Here is a 20,712-nt window from a genome sequence, read left to right as displayed (position 1 = left end):
TATTGTTTTATTTAGTTTATTTATGACTGAACACCAACACCAAACGACTGACTCTTTACTGAAATTGCGTGAGCGCATTAATGCATTTGTGCAGGCACGTGACTGGGCGCAGTTCCATTCCCCAAAAAATCTGGCCATGGCCATGATAGTTGAGGCGGCAGAAGTGGTTGAGCATTTTCAATGGATGACTGAGGGCGACAGCCGCCAGTTGGATGCCGCCACGCGCGAAAAAGTGGGGCAAGAGCTGGCCGACACCTTTGTTTACCTGCTGCGGATTGCCGAGGTGTGTGACATAGACTTGATTGCGGCCACCAACGCCAAGATTGAGTTGAATGCGCAAAAATACCCGGTTGAAAAATGCAAGGGGAGCAATGCTAAATATACAGAATATCAATAGGGCACTTCAATAAACTCAACTTCCGTCGCCATACTGCGTTGCGCATAAAAAAATTGCTCGTTATATATCCACTATATGTGGCGTCAAAATTTTTTAGTCGCGCCTTGTCTGGCTTAGCAACTTGAATTGATAGAGGCCCCACGCATTTAAATGTTGAATTTAATGTAATTTGTTATATTAAGGAGCAGCCATGCGTGTGACTTTAGATTCCCCGGTGACCCGTTTGCTCGAGCAGCAACAGATCGCGTTCGAGGTCATCGAAATTCCGCTCAGCGAAGACAAAAAACCGATTCGCAGCCTAGAAGAGCTGCTAACAGCACAAAGCCTGGATCCACAATCGGTTGTGCGTAGTGTCGTGTTTAAAGGGGAGCATACTGGCTTTAGTCTGCTCGCTGTGGCGGGCGCTGGCCGTGCCGATTGGGCCTTGTTGCGCGCGCACTTGAGTGAGCGTAAGTGCCGTATGGCAGAATATGACGAAGTACCTGAGGCCACCGGCTATGTGGTTGGTGCAGTGCCGCCGATTGCTCTGCCAGCTGGCTTGCGCGTGCTGGTTGACCAAAGCGTGTTGAGTTACGATCGGATGGTGATTGGCAGTGGTGTGCTGGGCTATGCACTGGCGCTGAGTGGCAGTGATTTGCAAGCCTTGTTGAGCGCATACCCGGTTGGGCAGTTTGTGAAGGTTTAACTTCAGCTTAGAAGCGCGCAGCATTAAGCGCCTGGCGTCGCAGGGACGTTAAGACTCGCCCACTGTGTGGTGAGTCCAGTCGTCAGTCAGGCTGAACGGCTTGCCGACTTATTTGTTGTTGAAGATCGTATTCAGGGAGTTACTTTTACTGCGCTCGACCATCACGGCTGCCTGACCTGGGTTCTTGCTGATGGTGCTAGCCCAGTCCTGACTGCTGCTGTCTGACTCCTCAGCGTTATTGCCAAGCATACCGGGCAGCGCATCCTGGTTGGCGTTGTCACTGCCGTCCCCAAATATTAATGATGTATTGTCGAGCTGGTATTGACGCAACTGTTGCATCAAGCCTTGCGCTGTGTAGGTTTGTGGCGCCTGTTGGCCCCCCAGAATCACTTTCGCGCTTTCAACAGCGGCTTCTGCTGCTGTTCGCGGGGTCTCTGCTTCTGTGCTGTCCGTGGTTTGCACCTTGCCAGTCGCAGCACTGTTATCCGTGTTGTAAGCCTTGTTCAATAACGACGACACATTGCTGTTTTGTATACTTGAAATAGACATGATCGAAGCCCTTAATCATTATTTCGCTCACATTACCGCGTATCTTGTTAACGGCATGCCAGAAAAAAACTTTAGAACACCCTTTAATTCTTTTAATTTGCCGCATTTTTCCAGTGTGCTGGCCTGCATTTTTGGCCAGCCACCCGTCAGTGCCAGCAGATTTATGGTAAGGTTCAGCCTTGTTAGAAACACAGATATTTAATGGCGAAACATGAGTTTGGTGCGTTACTGCGTGAATGGGAGACTGGTGAGCGGCGTGAGCCCGACCAACCGCGGTTTTGCTTATGGCGATGGCATATTTCGCACCATGCGCCTGCTCGATGGTGAACTGCAAGACTGGCCCCTGCATTATCAAACCCTAGTTGCGGATTGCAGCAAAATCCTGATGGTCTGTCCGTCGGCTGAATTGCTGATGCAAGAATTCAAAAGCCTGATGTCTGCCGGTGAGGATGAGACCAAATTATCCGGCGTAGTCAAAATCATCATTACGCGTGGTGATGGTGCCCGCGGCTATGCGCCCCCCGCCATTTCCGAACCAACCCGCGTGTTTGTCTGGAGCCCTTTGCCAGTCTATCCTGAGGCCATATATACCCAGGGGGTCGCGCTCTATCAGTGCCAGACCCGACTGGCCAGCCAGCCTTTGTTAGCGGGCATCAAGCACTTAAACCGGCTGGAAAATGTCTTGGCCCGGGCCGAACTGAAAGACCCCCGCTTTTTTGACGGCTTGATGCTGGATTACCAGGATCAGGTGATCGAAGCGGTGAGCGGCAATCTTTTTATTCACAAGGCCGGGCAGGTCATGACCCCGATATTGGACCAGTGTGGCGTGGCCGGGGTTATGCGGCAAAAAATTCTGGACTGGTATAAAACGCAAGGCCAGCCGGTCAGCTTGACCCGGTTGACCGTACAAGATGTGCTCACTGCCGATGCCGTGATTATCACCAACAGTGTCTATGGCGTATTACAGGTGACGCAGCTTGATGCGCAGCCATTGGCACACAATGATTGGGCACACACCCTCAGAACCCAGTTGCATTATGTTGTTCATTAAACGTTTTTTTCAATACAGTCTGGCCTTGTTGGGCCTGACGACACTGGCATTAGCCATCTGGATCGTGATCTTTTTGATCCGCCCGCTGCCCATGGCCTCAGAAACCATAGGCATGCAAATTCCTGCCGGGGCCAGTGTGCGTGCGATTGCCGACCAGTTGGTGGCTTCAGGCGTGCTCACCGAGCCTTACAGTTTTTTGCTGGTGGTGAAACTCACGGGCAGTGCCAACAAGTTGCAGGCGGGCGATTATGCCTTTAATACGCCCTTGCAAGTGATGGGCCTCATTGATGTGCTCAAGCATGGCACGTTTGACCAGTTCAAACTGCAATTGACCGAGGGTAAAACCTTTGCCGACTTCAGGCAAAAGCTGGCGCAAATGCCGGGTATCCGCCACGACACGCTCATGTTGTCCGACCAGGAACTGATGCAGCAGGTGAGCGGCCAGAACGATGCCCCCGAAGGCTGGTTTTTCCCGGATACGTATTTTCTGGATGCGCAAAGCAGTGACCTAGATTTGTATAAGCGCGCTTATCAAAAAATGGTGCAGCACTTGAATCAGGCGTGGGAGCAACGCGCATCGGGCCTGCCTTACCGTACCATGTATGAGGCCTTAATCATGGCCTCGATTGTAGAGAAAGAAACCGGTGTGGAAGAAGAACGGCCGCAGATTGCCGGTGTGTTTGTAAACCGCTTGCGCAAGGGGATGCGCCTGCAAACGGATCCCACTGTGATTTATGGCATGGGCACTCGTTATCAGGGCAATATCCGGAAAAAGGATTTGTTGGCTGATACCCCGTATAACACTTATACGCGCAGCGGTTTGCCGCCGACGCCGATTGCATTGCCAGGGCTGGCTTCAATTCAGGCAGCATTGCATCCGGCCAATACCAACGCCTTGTATTTTGTTGCCAATGGCCAGGGCAGGCATGTGTTTACCGCGACGCTCGAAGCGCATAACCAGGCAGTGCGGGCGTACCAGTTAAAAAAATAATTGTCGTAAAGTTAAAAGGGAAATCGGGACATGGCAGGGTTGTTTATTACGCTGGAAGGCATGGATGGCGCGGGTAAAAGTACGCATATCCCCACTATTCTTGAGTTGCTGCAAGCGACCGGCAGAGAAGTGGTGTCCACGCGCGAACCCGGTGGCACGCCTTTGGGCGAAGAGCTGCGTGCCTTGCTCTTGCATCGTGAGATGCATGTGGAGACAGAGTCGCTGCTAATGTTTGCGGCGCGCGCCGAGCATTTGCAGCAAGTCATTCTGCCCGCCTTGCAGCGCGGCGCGATTGTGCTATCAGACCGTTTTACCGATGCTTCTTATGCGTATCAATGTGGCGCTCGTGGCCTGGCCATGGAAAAAATGCAGCAGCTTGAGCAGTGGGTGCAGGGCGACTTGCAACCAGACCTGACCTTGCTGTTTGATGTGCCGGTAGAGGTGAGTCTGCAACGGTTGGCGGGCGCACGCACCCCGGATAAATTTGAAGCGCAGGGCGCGGCGTTTTTTGAGCTGTTGCGCGCGCAATATCTTGCGCGGGCTGCCCAATATCCGCAACGCTTCAGAGTCATAGATGCCAATCGCCCCCTGCTTGACGTGCAGCAGAGTGTTGCAGAAATCATCCGCCAATGTTGATGACCCAAGAGTACCCATGGCAGGCCACGTTATTTGCACAATGGATGCAAGCAGGCCAGTCACGCCACCATGCGCTGTTGTTGCATGGCAAAACTGGCATCGGCAAACTGGCTTTTGCGCGCGCGATGGCCGCTGCCTTGCTGTGCTTGCAGCCTGAACACGGCCATGCTTGCGGTCAGTGTCAGTCCTGTCACTGGCTATCCGAAGGCGCGCACCCTGATTTTAGGGAGATCACGCCAGAAGATGAAGACAGCGCTGAGGGCAGCAAAAAGAAAACCCGCAAGCGGCAGCAAATCCTCATCGACCAGATTCGCGCCTTGCATGATTATTTATCGCTGAGCAGTCACCGTGTTGAAGGCATGCGCGTGGTGTTGATTCACCCGCTGGAAGCCATGAATGTCGCGGCGTCCAATGCCTTGCTCAAGTTGCTGGAAGAACCGCCGCAGCGCACGCAGTTTTTGCTGGTCTCACATCAAAGACAAGCGTTGCTGCCGACCATCCTGAGCCGCTGCATGCAGGTGGAGATGCCGGTGCCCAGTGAATCACAAGGCTTGCAATGGATGCAGTCACAAGGCATTGCTCAACCTGAATGGCTCTGGCACTACAGTGGCGGGGCGCCGATTACCGTGCTGCAAGACGACCTGGACTGGTATGCCTGGTATCAGCAGTTTCAACCGCACTTACGCCGCGGTGCCGAGATTGACGTGGTGGCTGCGGTGCCGGTGCTGATCAAGCAAGGTATGGAAGCGGCGATACAAGTGCTGCAAAAGTGGTTGCTGGACGTTTGGTTGTCCTGCCATCAGCAACCTTTGCGCTACCATCCCTCAGAAGCAGCTGCTTTGCAGGGGCTGGCCGGGCGTGTGCAATTATCGCGGCTGCTGGCGTTTCAGCAACAGCTAAATCGTTTTAAAATGACCGCACAACATCCGCTCAATCAGGAGTTGCAGTTGGAGCAGCTGTTGTTGCAATACAAAAAAATATTTGAGGATAAACCGAATAAGTGAGTGCGCGAGATCAGATGCAAGGCGCGCGGTGTTAGAAACAACAACGTGCAACTCAGTATTGTGCTCAAGTAGTCACTATCCCTGTATCCTTCATTAACCGCTCACGTACTCTGGAGCTGATGTCATGACCGAGATGCAACCTTCTGCAGCGGCAAAACCTGGTGTGTTGTCGCTGGCGATTCGAGAAAAAGCCGCCCTGTTTGCGGCGTATATGCCTTTTGTCAAAGGCGGGGGCTTGTTTATCCCCACCAGCAAGTCTTTTAAAATGGGCGAAGAAGTGTTTATGTTGCTCACTTTGCTCAATGATCCAAACAAGCTCAAAGTGGTAGGTAAGGTGATCTGGATCACGCCGCAGGCGGTCAACAACAAGCCGCAAGGCATAGGCATTCAGTTTAGTGACAAAGATGGCGGTGCCGAAGCCAAAAAACGGATTGAATCTATCTTGGGTGCCGCACTCAAATCTAGCCGACCGTCGAATACCATTTAGTGATTAGCACGCAGACAGAAAGAATATGTTAGTAGATTCCCATTGCCACCTGAATTTTCCCGAGCTGGTCCAGAACATGGATCAAGTATTGGAGAGCATGCGCAGCAACCAGGTGGGGCATGCCTTGTGCGTCTCGGTCACGCTGGATAAATTCCCCGAAGTACTTGCCATTGCCGAGCAGTATCCCAACATTTATGCCTCAGTCGGCGTGCATCCTGATTACGAAAACATTACCGAGCCTACCGTACAAGGCCTGGTTGAACTGGCCAATCATCCACGCGTGGTGGCGATTGGCGAAACCGGACTGGATTACTTCCGTTTAACTGGTGATTTGTCCTGGCAGCGCGAGCGCTTCAGAACGCATATCCGGGCGGCAAGGCAGACGGGTAAACCCTTGATCATCCATACCCGTAATGCGGCCGAGGATACTATCAAGATTATGCAGGAGGAGGGCGCGGCCGAGGTTGGGGGCGTTATGCACTGCTTTACAGAAAGCTGGGAGGTGGCCCAGGCCGCGATTGCCATGGGTTTCTATATCTCGTTTTCTGGCATCGTGACGTTTAAAAATGCCCAGACGCTCAAAGACGTCGCGCAAAAAGTGCCGCTGACATCCATGTTGGTCGAAACAGACTCCCCCTATCTGGCACCTATCCCATTCCGTGGCAAAACCAATCAGCCCGCTTATGTGCGGCATGTGGCAGAAGAAGTTGCGCGTCTGCGCGAGCAGCCATTACAGCAGATCATGGACGCAACCACCGCTAACTTTTTTAAACTGTTCAAGCACGCCCAGCCATGCAACTGACCATACTAGGCGTAGGCTCCAGCGCTGGCACGCCCGCGATCGGCTGCCAATGCGCCACCTGCAGCTCGACCGATACGCGCAACAAGCGCACACGTTGCTCCAGTATGGTCACACTTGATGACGGCCGCGTGATCCTCATAGACACCTCGCCAGACCTGCGCCTGCAAGCCTTGCGCCAACAGATGCGCAGGGTGGATGCCGTGCTGTACACCCACACACATGCAGATCACCTGCACGGCATTGATGATTTACGCGCGTTTTGCCAGATTAACCGCTGCCAGATTCCGCTTTACAGTTATCCCGAGGCGGTTACCCATATTCAGGAAAAGTTTGGCTACACGCTGCGTGACCCCATCCCCACTTACTGGGACTTGCCCGTTTTGGCTGCACATACCGTCGAGGGCCCGTTTGAAGCGGCTGGTCAGCAGATTATCCCCATCCCCATCATGCACGGCAAAATCCGCATCTACGCCTACCGTATCGCTAACTTTGTCTACATGACCGATGTCTCCGATATCCCGGAAAGCGCGTATGCCTTGCTGCAAGGGGTAGACCTGTTGCTCATAGATTGCCTGCGCGAAAAACCGCACCCCACGCATGTCAACGTTGAGCAATCACTGGCCTTGATTGAGCGCATAGGCGCCAAGCGCAATGTGCTCATTCATATGACCCATGAGCTTGAATACCAGGCCCTGCAAGCCAGGGTGCCTGCCAATGTCCAGGTCGGTTATGACGGCATGCAACTTGATTTTTAAACGGTGCACCAAGGGCTTTAAATCTTGCACTGAGGCCGACTGGCTCTTTAGCCAGGTCAACCAAAGCCAGATATAAACAGTTATACTTGCACAAAACAATAATTCAGCAATTTGATTTTGGATAACAGGAAGTAAACATGAAGGTATACACCCATCTTATGACCGCTTTGGTCACCGCCACACTCGCTTTGGCTGCAACCAGCGCACTGGCAGGCAAAACCTACGATGAAAACGACTTTATCAACGGCTTTAGCGGCAAATCCAAAAAAGTGGTGCTCGAAAAACTCGGCCAACCCTTTAAAAAACAGCAATCCGTCAAGCCCACCAACGCCAACAGCATGATCGCAGGCATCGGCAAACAACAAGACAGCTCAAAACCTGTACAGGTTGAGATGTGGTACTACAAAAACCTGGTCAAATACGACAAAAAGAACACCTACAAAGAAACCGAAGTCACTTTTGTGAATGACAGAGTGATGAATATTGGGTTCTTTAATAATCGCTAGGCAATTCAGTTGCTGGATTAAAAAAAGCCTCGGCAGACCGGGGCTTTTTTATTTTTCCATTAACAAGTAATGATTATGCGAGGTTTATGTTGCAATGCCATGCCGCTTAAATTTTGCTTATACTTTTGACAATTAAATAATCAATGATGGATGATTATTATGAACAGTCTAATTGATTTCTTTGAACGGCTACTAACTAACTTCACATGGTCTCGACTCACATTTACATTCGTTTTGCTGTTTCTTCTGATTAGTGCAATCTTTGCATATGAAGCGTATACACAGCACTTTGCTCTGGAGAGGCTTGATAAGCAAGTTAAAATTTTCGATCAATTAGTAACATTATCTGAAAAGCTAAACTTGGAGGAAAATGACAAGGTGCTAAATGAATCCTTTAAAAGCCTAGTAGCTGGGTTTAACTCTCAGGTGAATTATAAAAGCTATGTAGGTGTGGATGGGGCAAGTTTAACTACAAGGTATTCGTTCCCTGAGTGGTTTACAAAGAGTATTTATATTTTATTTCCTTGGCTGGTTTTAAGCTTTTTTTTGGTAGTCACCATGACCTCTGGTAGGGCAAGTGCGATGGGCGGAATAATGTTCGTGTCTTCATTTTTCCTACTCATAGGACTAATTTTACCCAGCTTTAAGGAGACACCTTGGGTGATGAAATGGGCCTACCCATGGGGTGCTATGATAATTTCGGTTTTTCTAATTGTTATTTTTGATAGAAGAAAAAAAGGAATATAGGTTTTGAAGTTTAAACAGAGTCAATTACCAAAGAGTGTTAAACTGACCACATGTTGATTCAAAAAACAGCCAAGAAAATTCTTTGTAATACACAAAAAACATTGTTTGCTTGGGAGTCTAATTTGGCACAGCTGGAAAGCTGCTTGATGGTGCCCAGAAGAGGACTCGAACCTCCACGTCGTTAAACACTAGTACCTGAAACTAGCGCGTCTACCAATTTCGCCATCTGGGCTAAAGAAGCTGTGCATTTTAAAGGAAGAATAAATATTGTCAACCAGAAAAACTAAAAAATCCCTGCGTGCAAATGACCCGCAGGCCCAGCGTGAAGCTGAGTTATACCAAACACCGTTGCCTAGTCGCGAGTTGGTGTTGCAGTTGTTGTCAGACCAGGGAATTCCCCTGAGTGCTGAGCAGATTTATGTGATGCTTGATATCAGCCATGATGAGCGTGACATTTTTAACCGCCGGTTGGGCGCGATGGAGCGCGATGGCCAGTTAATGCGTAACCGCAAGGGTGCGTTTTGTTTGCCGGATAAAATCCATTTGATTGCGGGGACCGTGTTCGGGCATACCGATGGTTATGGTTTCCTGGTCCCCGATGATAAAACCAAAAATCCTGAAGATATCTTTTTAGGCCCCAAGGAAATGACCTTGGTCATGCATGGCGATCGCGCCATGGTGCGGCTGGCCGGGCTGGACCGCAGAGGTCGGCCTGAGGGCAAGCTGGTTGAGGTGCTGGAGCGGGCGAACAAGACGCTGGTAGGGCGCGTGATCCGTGCCCAGGGCGTGACCATCGTTGCGGCTGAAGACAAGCGTATCAGCCAGGATATCCTGATTCCCTACCATCTGGATATGGATGCGCAAGTGGGACAGGTGGTGACGGTTGAGTTAACCGAATATCCTTCTTCGCACTCTAACCCCATGGGCAAGATTGTCGAGATTTTGGGCAATTATGCGGATAGCGGCATGGAGATTGAGATTGCCTTGCGCAAGCATCATTTGCCGCATCAATTCAATCCTGCGGCGCTCAAGCAGGCAGAAGACTTTCCTAAAACCGTACAAGCCAAAGATTATAAAGGCCGCAAGGATTTGCGTGATTTGGCTTTGATTACGATTGATGGTGAAACCGCACGTGACTTTGACGATGCTGTGTTTGCTGAGCCGCAAGGCAAAGGTTGGCGCCTGGTGGTGGCGATTGCGGACGTGAGTTTTTATGTGCAGCCTGGGGATGCGCTGGATAAAGAGGCGTTTGACCGCGGCAACTCGGTGTATTTTCCGCGTCGTGTGATCCCGATGTTGCCAGAGGCTTTGTCTAACGGGCTGTGTTCGTTGAACCCGGATGTTGAGCGATTGTGCATGGTGTGCGATATGCAGGTGGACGGGCAGGGCGTGGTCAAGCAATACCAGTTTTACCCGTCGGTGATGCGGTCTAAAGCGCGCATGACGTATACCAAAGTCGCTGCTTTATTGCAGGGCGAAGATGCTGCGTTGAGTGAGGAATATACCTGGCTGTTACCGCATTTGCAGAACCTCAACAGCGTGTTTAGGCTCATGCTGACACAACGCGAAAAACGTGGTGCGGTGGAGTTTGAATCCACTGAAACCATGATGGTGTTTAACGATAATGGCAAAATCGACAAGATTGTGCCGGTGGTACGCAACGATGCGCACAAACTGATTGAAGAGTGCATGCTGGCGGCCAACGTCTGTGCCGCTGACTTTTTGCTCAAAAACGAGCAGACCTGCCTGTTCCGTATCCATGAGGGGCCTACGCCAGAAAAACTGGAGGCCTTGCGCCTGTTTATGGGCGAATTTGGTTTTGGTGTGGGTGGGGGCGAGAGCCCGCACGCCAAAGACTACGCCAAACTCATGCAGCGTATCAAAGAACGTCCGGATGCGCAGTTATTACAGACGGTCTTGTTACGCTCGATGCAGCAGGCGGTGTACAGCCCGGATAACGTCGGCCACTTTGGCCTGGCGTATGAGGCGTATACGCATTTCACTTCGCCGATCCGCCGCTATCCTGACTTGCTGGTGCATAGAGCGATCAAGGCAGTGGTTGAGGGTAAACGTTATCAGGCCAAAGACTGGCATCACCTTGGCGTGCACTGTTCCATGACCGAGCGCCGTGCCGACGACGCAACCCGCGATGTGACGAACTGGCTCAAATGCTTTTACATGCAGGATAAGGTGGGTGAGGTGTTCAGTGGCACAGTGGCAGGTGTCACCAGCTTTGGTTTGTTTGTGGCGCTTGATGAGGTTTATGTGGAAGGCTTGCTGCATGTCACCGACCTGGGCAATGACTACTTCATTCATGACAAAGCTCGGCATGAGATGGTGGGCGAGCGCACTGGCGTGCGCTATCGTTTAGGCGACCGCTTAACCGTGAAGGTGGTGCGTGTGGATCTTGAAACCACGCGTATTGACTTTACACTGGTCGGCAAGTCAGAGGGCGTGGTTGATCCGGCAGATGGTACTGTCGCTGAATCGTTGGCCGTGTCCAGCGTGAAAAAGACACGGTCTACCAAGCCGGTTGAAAAGGTGGTGCCCGCAGTGTGGGAAGCTCCCAAAGCGGCTAAACAACCAGCCAAAAAATCAACCAGATCCGGCACCAGCACGTCTCGCAGCGCCGCAGAAAAGCCCGCTGCGAGCAAACCTGCTCCGGCCAGAAGCCGCTCAGCCAAAGACAAGGGCCGCCATTCTGCGCAAAAAAATAAAGGCAAACCCAAGGCGAAAGCCCGATAATCCTAGCCGTTCAATCAGATTGAAAAATCGCTTTATGAAAAATCTGGGATAATAGCGGTTAATGCAATATTGCCCTGCTTGGGGCATCTCGTCGCGCACGGGGCAGTGAATGTAGCTGCCTCTGCGCGATTCGTATTTTCACTTTTGCCAAAGCATAAGCAAAAGAGATCAAAAATTTAGGAGTGATTATGTCGGAAGCCCGCATTTTGTTTGGTTTTCATGCGGTGTTGAGTCGCATGCGTCAGCATGGTAGCAGCATTCAGGAAATTATTATTGACCAGGATCGGGTAGACGCGCGGATGCGTGATTTGCTTGAGATGGCTAAAGGGCAGAATATCCGCGTGATTCAGGCGGATCGCCAGCGCCTGGATGGCTTTATCGGCGCGCATGGCCGCCATCAGGGCGTGATTGCGCGCGTGATTGAAACGCCCATGCCTTACAAGGATATCCACGATGTGCTGGAGTCTGATCTGGATGAACCGCCGTTCTTCCTGGTGCTGGATGGTGTGCAAGACCCGCATAACCTCGGAGCTTGTTTGCGGGTGGCTGATGCCATGGGCGTGCATGCGATTATTGCACCCAAAGACCGCTCTGTTGGCCTGAATGGCACGGTGCGCAAGGTAGCCAGTGGTGCGGCCGAAACGGTGCCATTTATTGCCGTGACCAATCTGGCGCGCACTTTACGGGAGCTGAAAGAGGCGGGGGTGTTTATTGTCGGCACCACCATGGATGCGCCGGGCTCGTTGCACAATACCAAGCTGCAAGGCCCTATTGCCCTGGTGATGGGGGCTGAGGGCGATGGCATGCGTCGATTGACCGAGGAAACGTGTGATGCCTTGATTACCATCCCCATGTTTGGCACGGTACAAAGCCTGAATGTGAGTGTGGCCAGTGGCATTGCATTATACGAGATTCGCCGTCAGCGCGTCTTGGCCGTCTAACTAAAGACCTCAATCCCCATGACCCTAAGCTTGCAGGATTTGTGGCAGCAACTGCGCCAGCAGGACCGCCGTTTGTGGTTGGGGCAATGCCTGGCTTTTTGCGGGGCGATGGTAGCGGTGCCGATTCCGCTATTGATGCCCTTGCTGGTGGATGAGGTATTACTGCACCAACCGGGCAAACTCACGAAATTAATGACGGCGCTGCTCCCCGCCGAATGGCTGGGGCCGATTGCCATTATCGTGGTGGTGACGGTGTTCACGATCAGCTTGCGCTTAAGTAGTGTGTTGCTCGGCGTGGCGACCACCCGTATTTTTGTCGGCTTATCCAAACAGGTGACGCTGGGGGTACGGCAAATGCTGCTGGATAAACTGGGCAGGATACGCATGCAAGTCTATGAAAGCCTGGGTGCAGGGCAAGTCACTGCCAGGCTGCTCACCGATATTGAGACGCTGGACAAGTTTTTAGGTGAAACCATCGCCAAAGTGCTGGTCGCCGTCTTAAGCGTGATTGGCGTGGCTGTTGTCTTGCTCTGGATGCATTGGCAACTGGCGTTGATTATCCTGTTCTTGAATCCGTTTGTGATCGCGCTGACCATGGTCTTGGGCAAAAAGGTCAAAGCCTGGAAGCAGCGAGAAAATGGCGCATTTGAGGTTTTGTCGCAATCTGTGAACGAGACGCTGGAAGTGATGCAGCAATTGCGGGCCAGCAATAGCGACCGCCGCTTTCTGGATAAAGCCAAGCAGGCGGCTGAGGCAGTCAGAGCCGCCGCCACGGCTTCCGGCTGGAAGTCTGACGCCCTGGCGCGTTTGTCATTCGGCGTGTTTTTATTTGGCTTTGAGATTTTTCGTGCCGTCGCCATGTTGATGGTGGTGTTTTCCAACTTGTCTGTGGGCCAGATGATCGCTGTGTTTGGCTACTTGTGGTTCATGATGGGCCCGGTGCAAGAGCTGTTGTCGGTGCAAGTCTCTTATTACGCCGCCAAGGCGGCGCTGGGTCGGATCAACCAGGTTTTGGCGGCGGATGAAGAACCCCATTATCCTGCCACCGTACAAGCCCTGGATGCACATTCACCCGCAGCAATCCGCCTGCAAAACGTGACCTTTGCTTATGGCGAAGGCGATCCTATTCTGGCCGACGTGACGCTGGATATTGCACCGGGTGAGCAAGTGGCGCTGGTCGGCGTCTCAGGCGCGGGCAAGTCCACCCTGGTGCAACTGTTGCTGGGCTTATATGCTCCCACTCAGGGGCAGATCTTATTCAACGGCCAGCCGATTGAGCAGTTGGGCTATGCACAAGTGCGCGAACACTTGGGCGTGGTGCTGCAACAACCCATGTTGTTTAATGACAGCGTGCGCCAAAACCTGAGTCTGGAGACCGCTTATTCGGATGATGCCTTATGGCAGGCGCTTGAAATTGCGCAACTAGCGCAATTTGTGCGCGATTTGCCACAAGGGCTGGCGTCGCAGCTCGGGCGCAGTGGGGTGCGCTTGTCCGGTGGCCAACGTCAACGGCTGGCGATTGCTCGCATGATGCTGAAACAGCCGCAAATCGTCATCTTGGATGAGGCGACCTCCATGCTGGATACGCATACAGAAGCTTTGCTGCATCAGGCAATGCGCACTTTTTTGCGTGGGCGGACGACCATCATCATTGCTCACAGATTATCTGCCGTGAAAGAGGCTGACCGCGTGCTGGTGTTTGATGGGGGCCGCATCATTGAGGAAGGACAGCATGACACGCTGGTGCAGCAGGCCGGCAGTGTCTATCAACGCTTGTATGGTCAGCAGGCCAGCTAATATTTGAGCCGCCTGCAGCTAAATGCAGGCGCTCAAAAGGGAATACGTTAAGGCTTCAACAGGCGAGACACTTCACTGCCTGGTTTGGCAGCGTCGCCACTGGTATTGAGCACATGTGTGATTTCGCCTGTCCCGCCCAGCGAAACGCTGGTCATGCGCTCAAACTGGATATGTTCGCCCAGCGGTGCCTCAATCGCGCTAGTCAGTTTGACTTCCGGATTGTCATTAAAAAAGCAGTACACACCCATGCCGATGGCTTTGTGTTGGGTGACGTGATCGGCTACCTTGTAAGAGGCAAAGCCATGGGTGTTGCCATTCATCCAGCTGGCCTGGTTGGGGACGTCATAGGGCGCTTCGCTCTGGTAAAAATACACCGCACCATTTTCGCCATTCCAAACCGTTTGATAGTCATGAAAATGCTCTACAAACAAGCCATACATGGTGACATCATCGCCATTCACGACAATGCCATGCTTGGTTTTATTGGTGGCCCAGCCTATGCCATTGCCATGGTCGCCACGCCAAACCCACAAGTTGTCGCCAATGACGTGATTGCTATTGATCATGACACTCTGCGTCGCATTGCCCACACTGGCGCCGCCTACCCGGAAAAACACGTCATGCAAGCTGATTGGGTTTTGAACATGCGAGATGGTCGTTTTGCTTTGTCCCACTTGCAATAACACCTCGCTGTTTTTTTCGCCTGCATCAAACAGCACACCGCCCAGAATCACGCCATCGACATCTTGCACCGTCATGGCAGGATTTCCCTGCGTCGGCAGCAGGGTGGCAATACCCAGGCCAAGCACGACGGTATTGGCATGTGAAATGTTGAGGGCTTTGTCTAGTTGGTAAATGCCAGGCGTCAGCAATAGATGCTGGCCTTTGGCGAGCGCTGCATTGAGGCTGTCAGCGTTATCTGTTGCCGCTTTGGCGATATAAAAACGGCTTAAAGGAATTGTCGTGCCGTCCAGGTGGGCATCTTGCCAGCTGATGCCTTGTGTCTGCTGGCGCAGTGGCGGGACGTATACCTGGTATTCTCCAGATTGGCTGAGGGTCAGGAATGGTTTCTCCCGTACCACCGGTGTCTGCGGGACGTCAGTATAGGGTGGGTTAGGCCAATGCGTTGCGTCTGGGGCATGCTTGACGCCAACAAATACCATATTCCAATTGGCATTGGTCCAGCTGCCTATATTGGAGTTGCGGGTAAGCCACTGCTGCTGGGTGCCAGAGTTGACTTGCTGGTCAATCAGGCTGTCGGCGATAAAGCCACCACTCGACCAGCCGCCATTGTCATCCAGCAACATATTGCCACGGACATGCAGGCGGCGTAGTGGCGAAGCTTGCGATACCGCCCATTGCATGGTGCCATTATCTGGCGTGACCGACAGGTTTTCTACGCTACGCCAGAAGTTCTGTGTTGCATCCTCTTCGTGCCAGGTGGCCTTGACCTCAATGCCACCCTGCAACATGACGTCATCGGGGTAGCGGCCCAAGCCCATCAGCTGCGTATAAAAGCCCAGTTTGATCTTGTTGTGGTAGACGCCCGGTTTGAACAGTACGGCATAGCGTTCGGGTCCAAACTGGTTGCTCTCTTGTTGCTTAAACAAAGTATCCAGCTTAGCCTGCACTTCTTCTGCAGGCATTTGTGGATCCAAGATAAAGACGTTTTCACCAAAGTCGGGGGCAGAGGCTTGTACTTTATGCGCATCCGCCTGACACCCGGCTAAAACCACTGCGGTAAGGCCTGCGCCAAAGAGATTCAATAGTGTTTTGTCGGCTATGCTGGAATACATAAACAGTTCGCTTTCTAATACAGTCCACTAGACATGACCACATGACTGTCGAGGAAATTCAACTTTTTATCAAGTTGTCGCATCACTTCGGGTGTTTGTGATTAACCCAGCTGCAAGATACTCAAGGTGTCACGACGTACGCGTGCAAGTAGCTCGGCGTCATCAATTAACGATTCTCCATAAGACGGAATCAACGACTTGAGTGTCTCTTGCCAGGCCTGGCTTTGCATACGCTTGGCAAAACAGCGTTGTAATACGTCCAACATGGCCTTGACGCTGACAGATGCGCCAGGCGATGCCCCAAGCAAGGCCGCCAGGCTGCCATCGGCACTGGCTACAATTTCAGTGCCAAACTCCAGCTTGCCCCAATGCTGGTGGCAGCGCTTGATGATTTGGACCCGTTGCCCGGCGTGTGCCAGTTGCCAGTGCTGGCTATCGCCGGCGGGCAGAAATACGCGTAATGCAGTCATGCGCTGCTCATGTGTTTGAAACACTTCCTTGATCAGGTATTTGGTCAGGTCCAGATTGTGTCGGCCCGCACCGAGCAGACTCTTGATGTTTCTGACTTTGACAGATTTGGCCAGGTCGAAACGCGAGCCTTGCTTGAGAAAGCGCGTGGTGAATCCGGCATAGGGCCCAAATAGCAGCGCAGGCTTGCCTTGTATCATGCGCGTATCCAGATGCGGCACCGACATGGGTGGTGCGCCGACCGCAGCCTGGCTGTAAACCTTGGCATGATGGGTGTTGATCAGCGAGGGTTCATTACAAATCAACCATTGGCCACTGACCGGAAAACCGCCATAGCCATTCGCTTCAGGGATCCCCGACTGCTGCAACAAGGGCAAGGCGCCGCCGCCGGCACCTAAAAACACAAACTGGGCTTCCAGAGTTTGCTTTTTACCGGTGACCAGATCCTGCACTTGAATTTGCCAGGGATGTTTTTCGCGCTTGTTCACTTGCTTGAGCTTGGTGACGCGGGATTGGGTGAGCAAGGTAAAGTTGGCTTGCGTCTTGAGGTGAGACACCAACTGCCTTGTCAGTGCGCCAAAATTGACATCCGAGCCATGGGCGACGCGTGTGGCAGACATGTGCGCGCCGCTTTCACGGCCACGCATCATCAGGGGCATCCACTCGTTCAGGGTTTCCGGCTGGTTGCTCCACTGCATCTCGGCGAATAAAGGATGCGCTTGTAATAACTCAAATCGCTGACGCAAAAAAGCACCGTCTTCAGCACCCCAAACCGCACTCAGGTGCGGGACGCGCTGGATAAATGCTGCCGCTTGCAGTGCCCCTTCTTTTGTCAGGGTAGACCAATATTGCAGAGACACCTCAAAGGCGGCGTTGATCTCCAGCGCGCGCCGAATCTGAATGTCTCCCTGCCGGTTTTTGGGGGTGTAGTTGAGCTCACAATACCCCGCATGGCCAGTGCCTGCATTATTCAGTGCATCAGAACTTTCAAGCGCAACGTCTTCGAGTTGCTCCACCATGCATATGCTTAAGGTCGGGTCGAGTCTATGCAATAGAGACGCCAGCGTTGCGCTCATAATGCCGCCGCCAACCAGCACGACATCGATGTCTGTTGTTGCCATGGTGCGAGTGTCCCCTCATTGTCGCGCCTGCAGATTGGGCGCAAATTATATTGACGCCGCGCATTATAAATCGAAAAACCACGCGTATCATCTAAACTTGATGCTTTCGTGACGCATGCCAATGAGCCTGGGGCTAACTTGTCAATAAATTGCTTTTACGGTAAGCTTGAGGATGAAATTAAAAAGGTTCAAAACCACAAAAAAATCAAGCCTGGCTTGGGTTTATCTTCAACCGGATTTGACTGGAACAAGATTTACTGGGTCGTTGATCTGAATTTCCGATTTGGTGTTGTCTCATGGCAGTCGTTATGCTCTTGAGACACCTAAATTTAGGCGCATGAAAATGTTTGCGAGTGGCTAGCCGGCATAGCCACCATGCGGATCTAGTCCGATCAGGCTTAAAAACACAAAAGGGTTGGGGTGTATATGAAAAATCCGTTGGAATCTGTTGCAGGATCCGTTCTCTCTGGTGTGTTGCTCACGCTGGCGCTGGTTTTTTTCCTCAAAAATTTTGTGGTTGCAGGAGGCTGATACGATGGAACTGGTTCCGGCACTCGCAAGATGGTTTCATGTATTGGCAGGCATTACCTGGGTGGGCCTGCTTTATTATTTTAATCTGGTGCAAATGGCAGGCTTGAAAGCGGCCGCTGCAGACGGTACGGCTGCGGGTATTAACAAACATATCGCGCCACGTGCCTTGCTGTGGTTTCGTTGGTCTGCTGTGGTGACCTGGCTGGCAGGTGCGGCATTGTTGGGCCCACATTTTACCGATGCGTTCGCCTTGCGCGGCGGGTTTGAATTGATTGGTGTGGGCGCCTGGCTGGGGACCATTATGTTGTTTAATGTTTGGGTACTGATTTGGCCCAATCAGAAAAAAATACTTGGCATGGTGGCGGCAGATGAGCAGGCGAAAAACAATGCAAGACGTGTCGCCATGCTGGCCTCACGCACGAACTTGATGCTTTCCTTGCCCATGCTGTTTTTTATGGCCAATGGGTTGAGTCATCGAGCCGTATTAGGGTTTTAGCGGGTTTAAGACGTTTACGGCGGCTTAAGCCGCCGTTTTTGTTTTTTGAAAAAGGGTTTGAGATGCATTCGGAACATTTAATGAACACCTATGGCAGACAGCCAGTGACCTTTGTTAAAGGTGAGGGCGTCTGGCTCACAGACACTGCCGGTGATCGCTATCTGGATGCGTTGTCTGGCGTGGCGGTGAATGGCTTGGGGCATACCCATCCCAAATTTGTAGCGGCGCTCAATGCACAAATCGCCAAACTGATCCATGTCTCCAATATTTACCAGATTGCAGAACAAGCTGCGTTGGCCGACAAAGTGGCCGAGTTGTCTGGCATGGATCGCGTATTTTTCTGTAACTCAGGCTGTGAAGCCAATGAGGCCGCGATTAAATTGGCGCGTTTGTACGGACACAACAAAGGCATAGACCATCCTGAAATCATCGTCATGGATCAAAGCTTTCATGGCAGGACCATGGCCACTTTGTCGGCGACCGGTAACCGTAAGGTGCAAGCCGGTTTTGAGCCCTTGGTAAGCGGGTTTGTCCGCGTGCCTTTTGATGATATTGAAGCCGTCAAAGCAATTGCAGCCCATAAAAACAATGTGGTGGCTATTCTCGTTGAGCCAGTGCAAGGCGAGGGCGGGATTCATATTCCAGCCAGTTTGAAAGCCTATTTGCAAGGCTTACGCGCGCTGTGCGATGCCAATGGCTGGTTGCTGATGCTGGATGAAGTCCAGTCAGGCATTGCCAGAACCGGCACCTGGTTTGCTTTTCAGCACAGTGGCATCCTGCCGGACGTGATGACATTGGCCAAAGGCCTGGGTTCAGGCGTGCCGATTGGGGCTTGTGTCGCGCGTGGCGTGGCCGCAGAAACCTTTACGCCTGGTAAGCATGGGTCAACCTTTGGCGGGAACCCGCTGGCCACAGCCGCTGGCATGGCCACGCTGAATATCATCGCCGAAGAACAATTGCGTGAAAACGCACAGACGGTTGGCGACTATATTCGCGAACAGTTTACGCTTGCGCTCAAAGGCGAGGCTGGTGTGGTCAATGTACGCAATGCCGGTATGATGATAGGCATTGAACTCGACAGGCCCTGTGCCGAGCTGGTCAAGCAGGCGCTGGCGGCCAAATTGCTGATTAATGTCACCTCAGAAAAAGTGATTCGTTTGTTACCACCGCTGATCATGAATAAGCAGGAAGCAGATGAGTTGGTAAGCAGGTTAACGCCCCTGATTTTAAATTTCTTAAAGGCAAATGCTTGATTACGCAAGCGTCTACACATCATGAGTATTAAACATTTTTTGCAATTTAATGACCTGACACGCGACGAGATAGAGCACATCTTTACCCGTGCCAAATGGATTAAATCGCAATTCAAGGATTACAAGCAATACTGGCCGCTGGTCGATCGCACGCTGGTCATGATTTTTGAAAAAGCCAGTACGCGTACCCGCTTGTCTTTTGAGGCCGGCATGCAGCAACTGGGCGGCTCAGCCATCTATCTCAACACCCGTGACTCGCAACTGGGGCGTGGCGAGCCGGTAGAAGATGCGGCACAGGTGATTTCGCGCATGAGTGACATCGTCATGATCCGCACGTTTGAGCAAAGCATCATTGAGCGTTTTGCGCAAAACTCGCGCGTGCCGGTGATCAATGGTCTGACCAACGAATATCACCCATGCCAGATCCTGGCGGATATTTTTACCTTTATCGAGCACAGAGGTTCGATCCAGGGTAAAACCGTGGCCTGGATTGGCGACAGCAATAACGTCTGTAACACCTGGTTGCAGGCGGCAGAAGTGCTGGACTTTAATGTGCATGTGTCGACCCCGCCTGGCTATGAAGTCGAACCAGAGCGCGCTAACTTGTACGGCACGGATCATTTCGAGTCATTTGCTGACCCGATGGAGGCTGCTCTCGGCGCGGATCTGGTCACGACCGATGTCTGGACCAGCATGGGCTTTGAGGCCGAAAACGAAGAGCGCCGCAAAGACTTCGCCGATTGGCAAGTCGACGCTGACATGATGAAGGTCGCAAAAGCCGATGCCGTGTTTATGCACTGCTTGCCTGCGCACCGTGGTGAAGAAGTTTCGGCCGAGGTCATTGATGGCGCGCAAAGCGTGGTCTGGGACGAAGCCGAGAACAGACTGCACACGCAAAAAGCGCTGATGGAATATTTGTTATTAGGTAAGGTTTGATTTTTCACCACAGAGACC

General features: G+C 52.1%; 21 protein-coding genes and 1 tRNA gene. 18 read left to right on the top strand and 4 right to left on the bottom strand.

What is annotated here, in order from left to right:
- The first annotated feature begins 22 nt into the window (after nucleotides 1-22).
- Nucleotides 23-397: a nucleotide pyrophosphohydrolase gene (locus tag ACT53C_RS09770; RefSeq protein WP_379076575.1), complete on the top strand. Its 375-nt coding sequence runs from the start codon at nucleotides 23-25 to the stop codon at nucleotides 395-397.
- A 190-nt stretch (nucleotides 398-587) separates the two neighbouring features.
- Nucleotides 588-1,082 carry an aminoacyl-tRNA deacylase gene (locus tag ACT53C_RS09765; RefSeq protein ID WP_476145760.1) on the top strand — a complete coding sequence of 165 codons (495 nt, stop codon included), beginning with the start codon at nucleotides 588-590 and terminating at the stop codon, nucleotides 1,080-1,082.
- Nucleotides 1,083-1,190: 108 nt separating this feature from the next.
- On the opposite strand, the gene ACT53C_RS09760 is transcribed toward ACT53C_RS09765, so the two are convergent.
- Nucleotides 1,191-1,631, bottom strand: coding sequence for a hypothetical protein (locus ACT53C_RS09760; RefSeq protein ID WP_476145758.1), 441 nt, complete (start codon nucleotides 1,629-1,631; stop codon nucleotides 1,191-1,193).
- Between ACT53C_RS09760 and ACT53C_RS09755 the strand changes: the two genes are divergently transcribed.
- The 10 genes from ACT53C_RS09755 to ACT53C_RS09710 all read left to right on the top strand — a co-directional run bounded on the left by ACT53C_RS09755 (nucleotide 1,630) and on the right by ACT53C_RS09710 (nucleotide 8,610).
- Complete coding sequence (locus ACT53C_RS09755) at nucleotides 1,630-1,833, top strand: hypothetical protein (RefSeq protein WP_194746865.1); 204 nt, start codon at nucleotides 1,630-1,632, stop codon at nucleotides 1,831-1,833. The two genes, ACT53C_RS09760 and ACT53C_RS09755, sit on opposite strands and share 2 nt — an antisense overlap.
- A 9-nt stretch (nucleotides 1,834-1,842) precedes the next feature.
- Entirely contained in the window at nucleotides 1,843-2,682 is an 840-nt protein-coding gene (gene pabC, locus ACT53C_RS09750; protein ID WP_476145756.1) for an aminodeoxychorismate lyase, read from the top strand.
- The gene (gene mltG / locus ACT53C_RS09745) at nucleotides 2,669-3,673 is read left to right on the top strand and encodes an endolytic transglycosylase MltG (RefSeq protein WP_476145754.1); all 1,005 of its coding nucleotides are present in this window, start codon (nucleotides 2,669-2,671) and stop codon (nucleotides 3,671-3,673) included. The genes pabC and mltG overlap by 14 nt, the downstream gene beginning before the upstream one ends.
- Nucleotides 3,674-3,703: 30 nt before the next feature.
- On the top strand, nucleotides 3,704-4,309 hold the full coding sequence (tmk, locus tag ACT53C_RS09740; RefSeq protein WP_338657505.1) for a dTMP kinase: 606 nt from the start codon (nucleotides 3,704-3,706) through the stop codon (nucleotides 4,307-4,309).
- Complete coding sequence (gene holB, locus ACT53C_RS09735; RefSeq protein ID WP_476145751.1) at nucleotides 4,303-5,313, top strand: DNA polymerase III subunit delta'; 1,011 nt, start codon at nucleotides 4,303-4,305, stop codon at nucleotides 5,311-5,313. The genes tmk and holB overlap by 7 nt, the downstream gene beginning before the upstream one ends.
- A gap of 124 nt (nucleotides 5,314-5,437) precedes the next feature.
- The gene (locus tag ACT53C_RS09730; RefSeq protein ID WP_275355029.1) at nucleotides 5,438-5,800 is read left to right on the top strand and encodes a PilZ domain-containing protein; all 363 of its coding nucleotides are present in this window, start codon (nucleotides 5,438-5,440) and stop codon (nucleotides 5,798-5,800) included.
- Between the two features lie 25 nt (nucleotides 5,801-5,825).
- Nucleotides 5,826-6,602: a TatD family hydrolase gene (locus tag ACT53C_RS09725; RefSeq protein WP_476145750.1), complete on the top strand. Its 777-nt coding sequence runs from the start codon at nucleotides 5,826-5,828 to the stop codon at nucleotides 6,600-6,602.
- Complete coding sequence (locus ACT53C_RS09720; protein WP_476145749.1) at nucleotides 6,593-7,357, top strand: MBL fold metallo-hydrolase; 765 nt, start codon at nucleotides 6,593-6,595, stop codon at nucleotides 7,355-7,357. The genes ACT53C_RS09725 and ACT53C_RS09720 overlap by 10 nt, the downstream gene beginning before the upstream one ends.
- 137 nt (nucleotides 7,358-7,494) lie before the next feature.
- A complete protein-coding gene (locus tag ACT53C_RS09715; RefSeq protein ID WP_194746858.1) occupies nucleotides 7,495-7,863 on the top strand; it encodes a hypothetical protein in 369 nt (122 codons plus the stop codon).
- A 159-nt stretch (nucleotides 7,864-8,022) separates the two neighbouring features.
- Complete coding sequence (locus ACT53C_RS09710) at nucleotides 8,023-8,610, top strand: hypothetical protein (RefSeq protein WP_313988986.1); 588 nt, start codon at nucleotides 8,023-8,025, stop codon at nucleotides 8,608-8,610.
- A 147-nt stretch (nucleotides 8,611-8,757) separates the two neighbouring features.
- Here ACT53C_RS09710 and ACT53C_RS09705 read toward each other — a convergent pair.
- Nucleotides 8,758-8,842: transfer RNA gene (locus ACT53C_RS09705), tRNA-Leu, on the bottom strand.
- Nucleotides 8,843-8,877: 35 nt separating this feature from the next.
- Between ACT53C_RS09705 and rnr the strand changes: the two genes are divergently transcribed.
- From rnr to ACT53C_RS09690, 3 genes are all read left to right on the top strand, one after another.
- Nucleotides 8,878-11,355, top strand: a complete 2,478-nt coding sequence (gene rnr, locus ACT53C_RS09700; protein WP_476145747.1) for a ribonuclease R — start codon at nucleotides 8,878-8,880, stop codon at nucleotides 11,353-11,355.
- Between the two features lie 188 nt (nucleotides 11,356-11,543).
- Nucleotides 11,544-12,296, top strand: coding sequence for a 23S rRNA (guanosine(2251)-2'-O)-methyltransferase RlmB (rlmB, locus tag ACT53C_RS09695; protein WP_194746855.1), 753 nt, complete (start codon nucleotides 11,544-11,546; stop codon nucleotides 12,294-12,296).
- Between the two features lie 18 nt (nucleotides 12,297-12,314).
- Complete coding sequence (locus ACT53C_RS09690; RefSeq protein ID WP_476145745.1) at nucleotides 12,315-14,093, top strand: ABC transporter ATP-binding protein; 1,779 nt, start codon at nucleotides 12,315-12,317, stop codon at nucleotides 14,091-14,093.
- A 47-nt stretch (nucleotides 14,094-14,140) separates the two neighbouring features.
- On the opposite strand, the gene ACT53C_RS09685 is transcribed toward ACT53C_RS09690, so the two are convergent.
- Both ACT53C_RS09685 and mqo read right to left on the bottom strand, forming a co-directional pair.
- Complete coding sequence (locus tag ACT53C_RS09685; protein WP_476145743.1) at nucleotides 14,141-15,889, bottom strand: adenylyl cyclase; 1,749 nt, start codon at nucleotides 15,887-15,889, stop codon at nucleotides 14,141-14,143.
- A gap of 101 nt (nucleotides 15,890-15,990) precedes the next feature.
- Entirely contained in the window at nucleotides 15,991-17,478 is a 1,488-nt protein-coding gene (gene mqo, locus ACT53C_RS09680; RefSeq protein ID WP_476145741.1) for a malate dehydrogenase (quinone), read from the bottom strand.
- Nucleotides 17,479-18,013: 535 nt separating this feature from the next.
- Between mqo and ACT53C_RS09675 the strand changes: the two genes are divergently transcribed.
- From ACT53C_RS09675 to argF, 3 genes are all read left to right on the top strand, one after another.
- Entirely contained in the window at nucleotides 18,014-18,505 is a 492-nt protein-coding gene (locus tag ACT53C_RS09675) for a urate hydroxylase PuuD (protein ID WP_275355042.1), read from the top strand.
- Nucleotides 18,506-18,567: 62 nt separating this feature from the next.
- Complete coding sequence (locus ACT53C_RS09670) at nucleotides 18,568-19,758, top strand: aspartate aminotransferase family protein (protein WP_228518627.1); 1,191 nt, start codon at nucleotides 18,568-18,570, stop codon at nucleotides 19,756-19,758.
- A 21-nt stretch (nucleotides 19,759-19,779) separates the two neighbouring features.
- On the top strand, nucleotides 19,780-20,694 hold the full coding sequence (argF, locus tag ACT53C_RS09665; protein WP_313989006.1) for an ornithine carbamoyltransferase: 915 nt from the start codon (nucleotides 19,780-19,782) through the stop codon (nucleotides 20,692-20,694).
- Nucleotides 20,695-20,712 lie beyond the last annotated feature (18 nt).

Source organism: Methylophilus sp. DMC14, from assembly GCF_056314085.1.
Note: the sequence above shows the minus strand (reverse complement) of the source record. Positions and strands in the feature narration are given on the sequence as shown.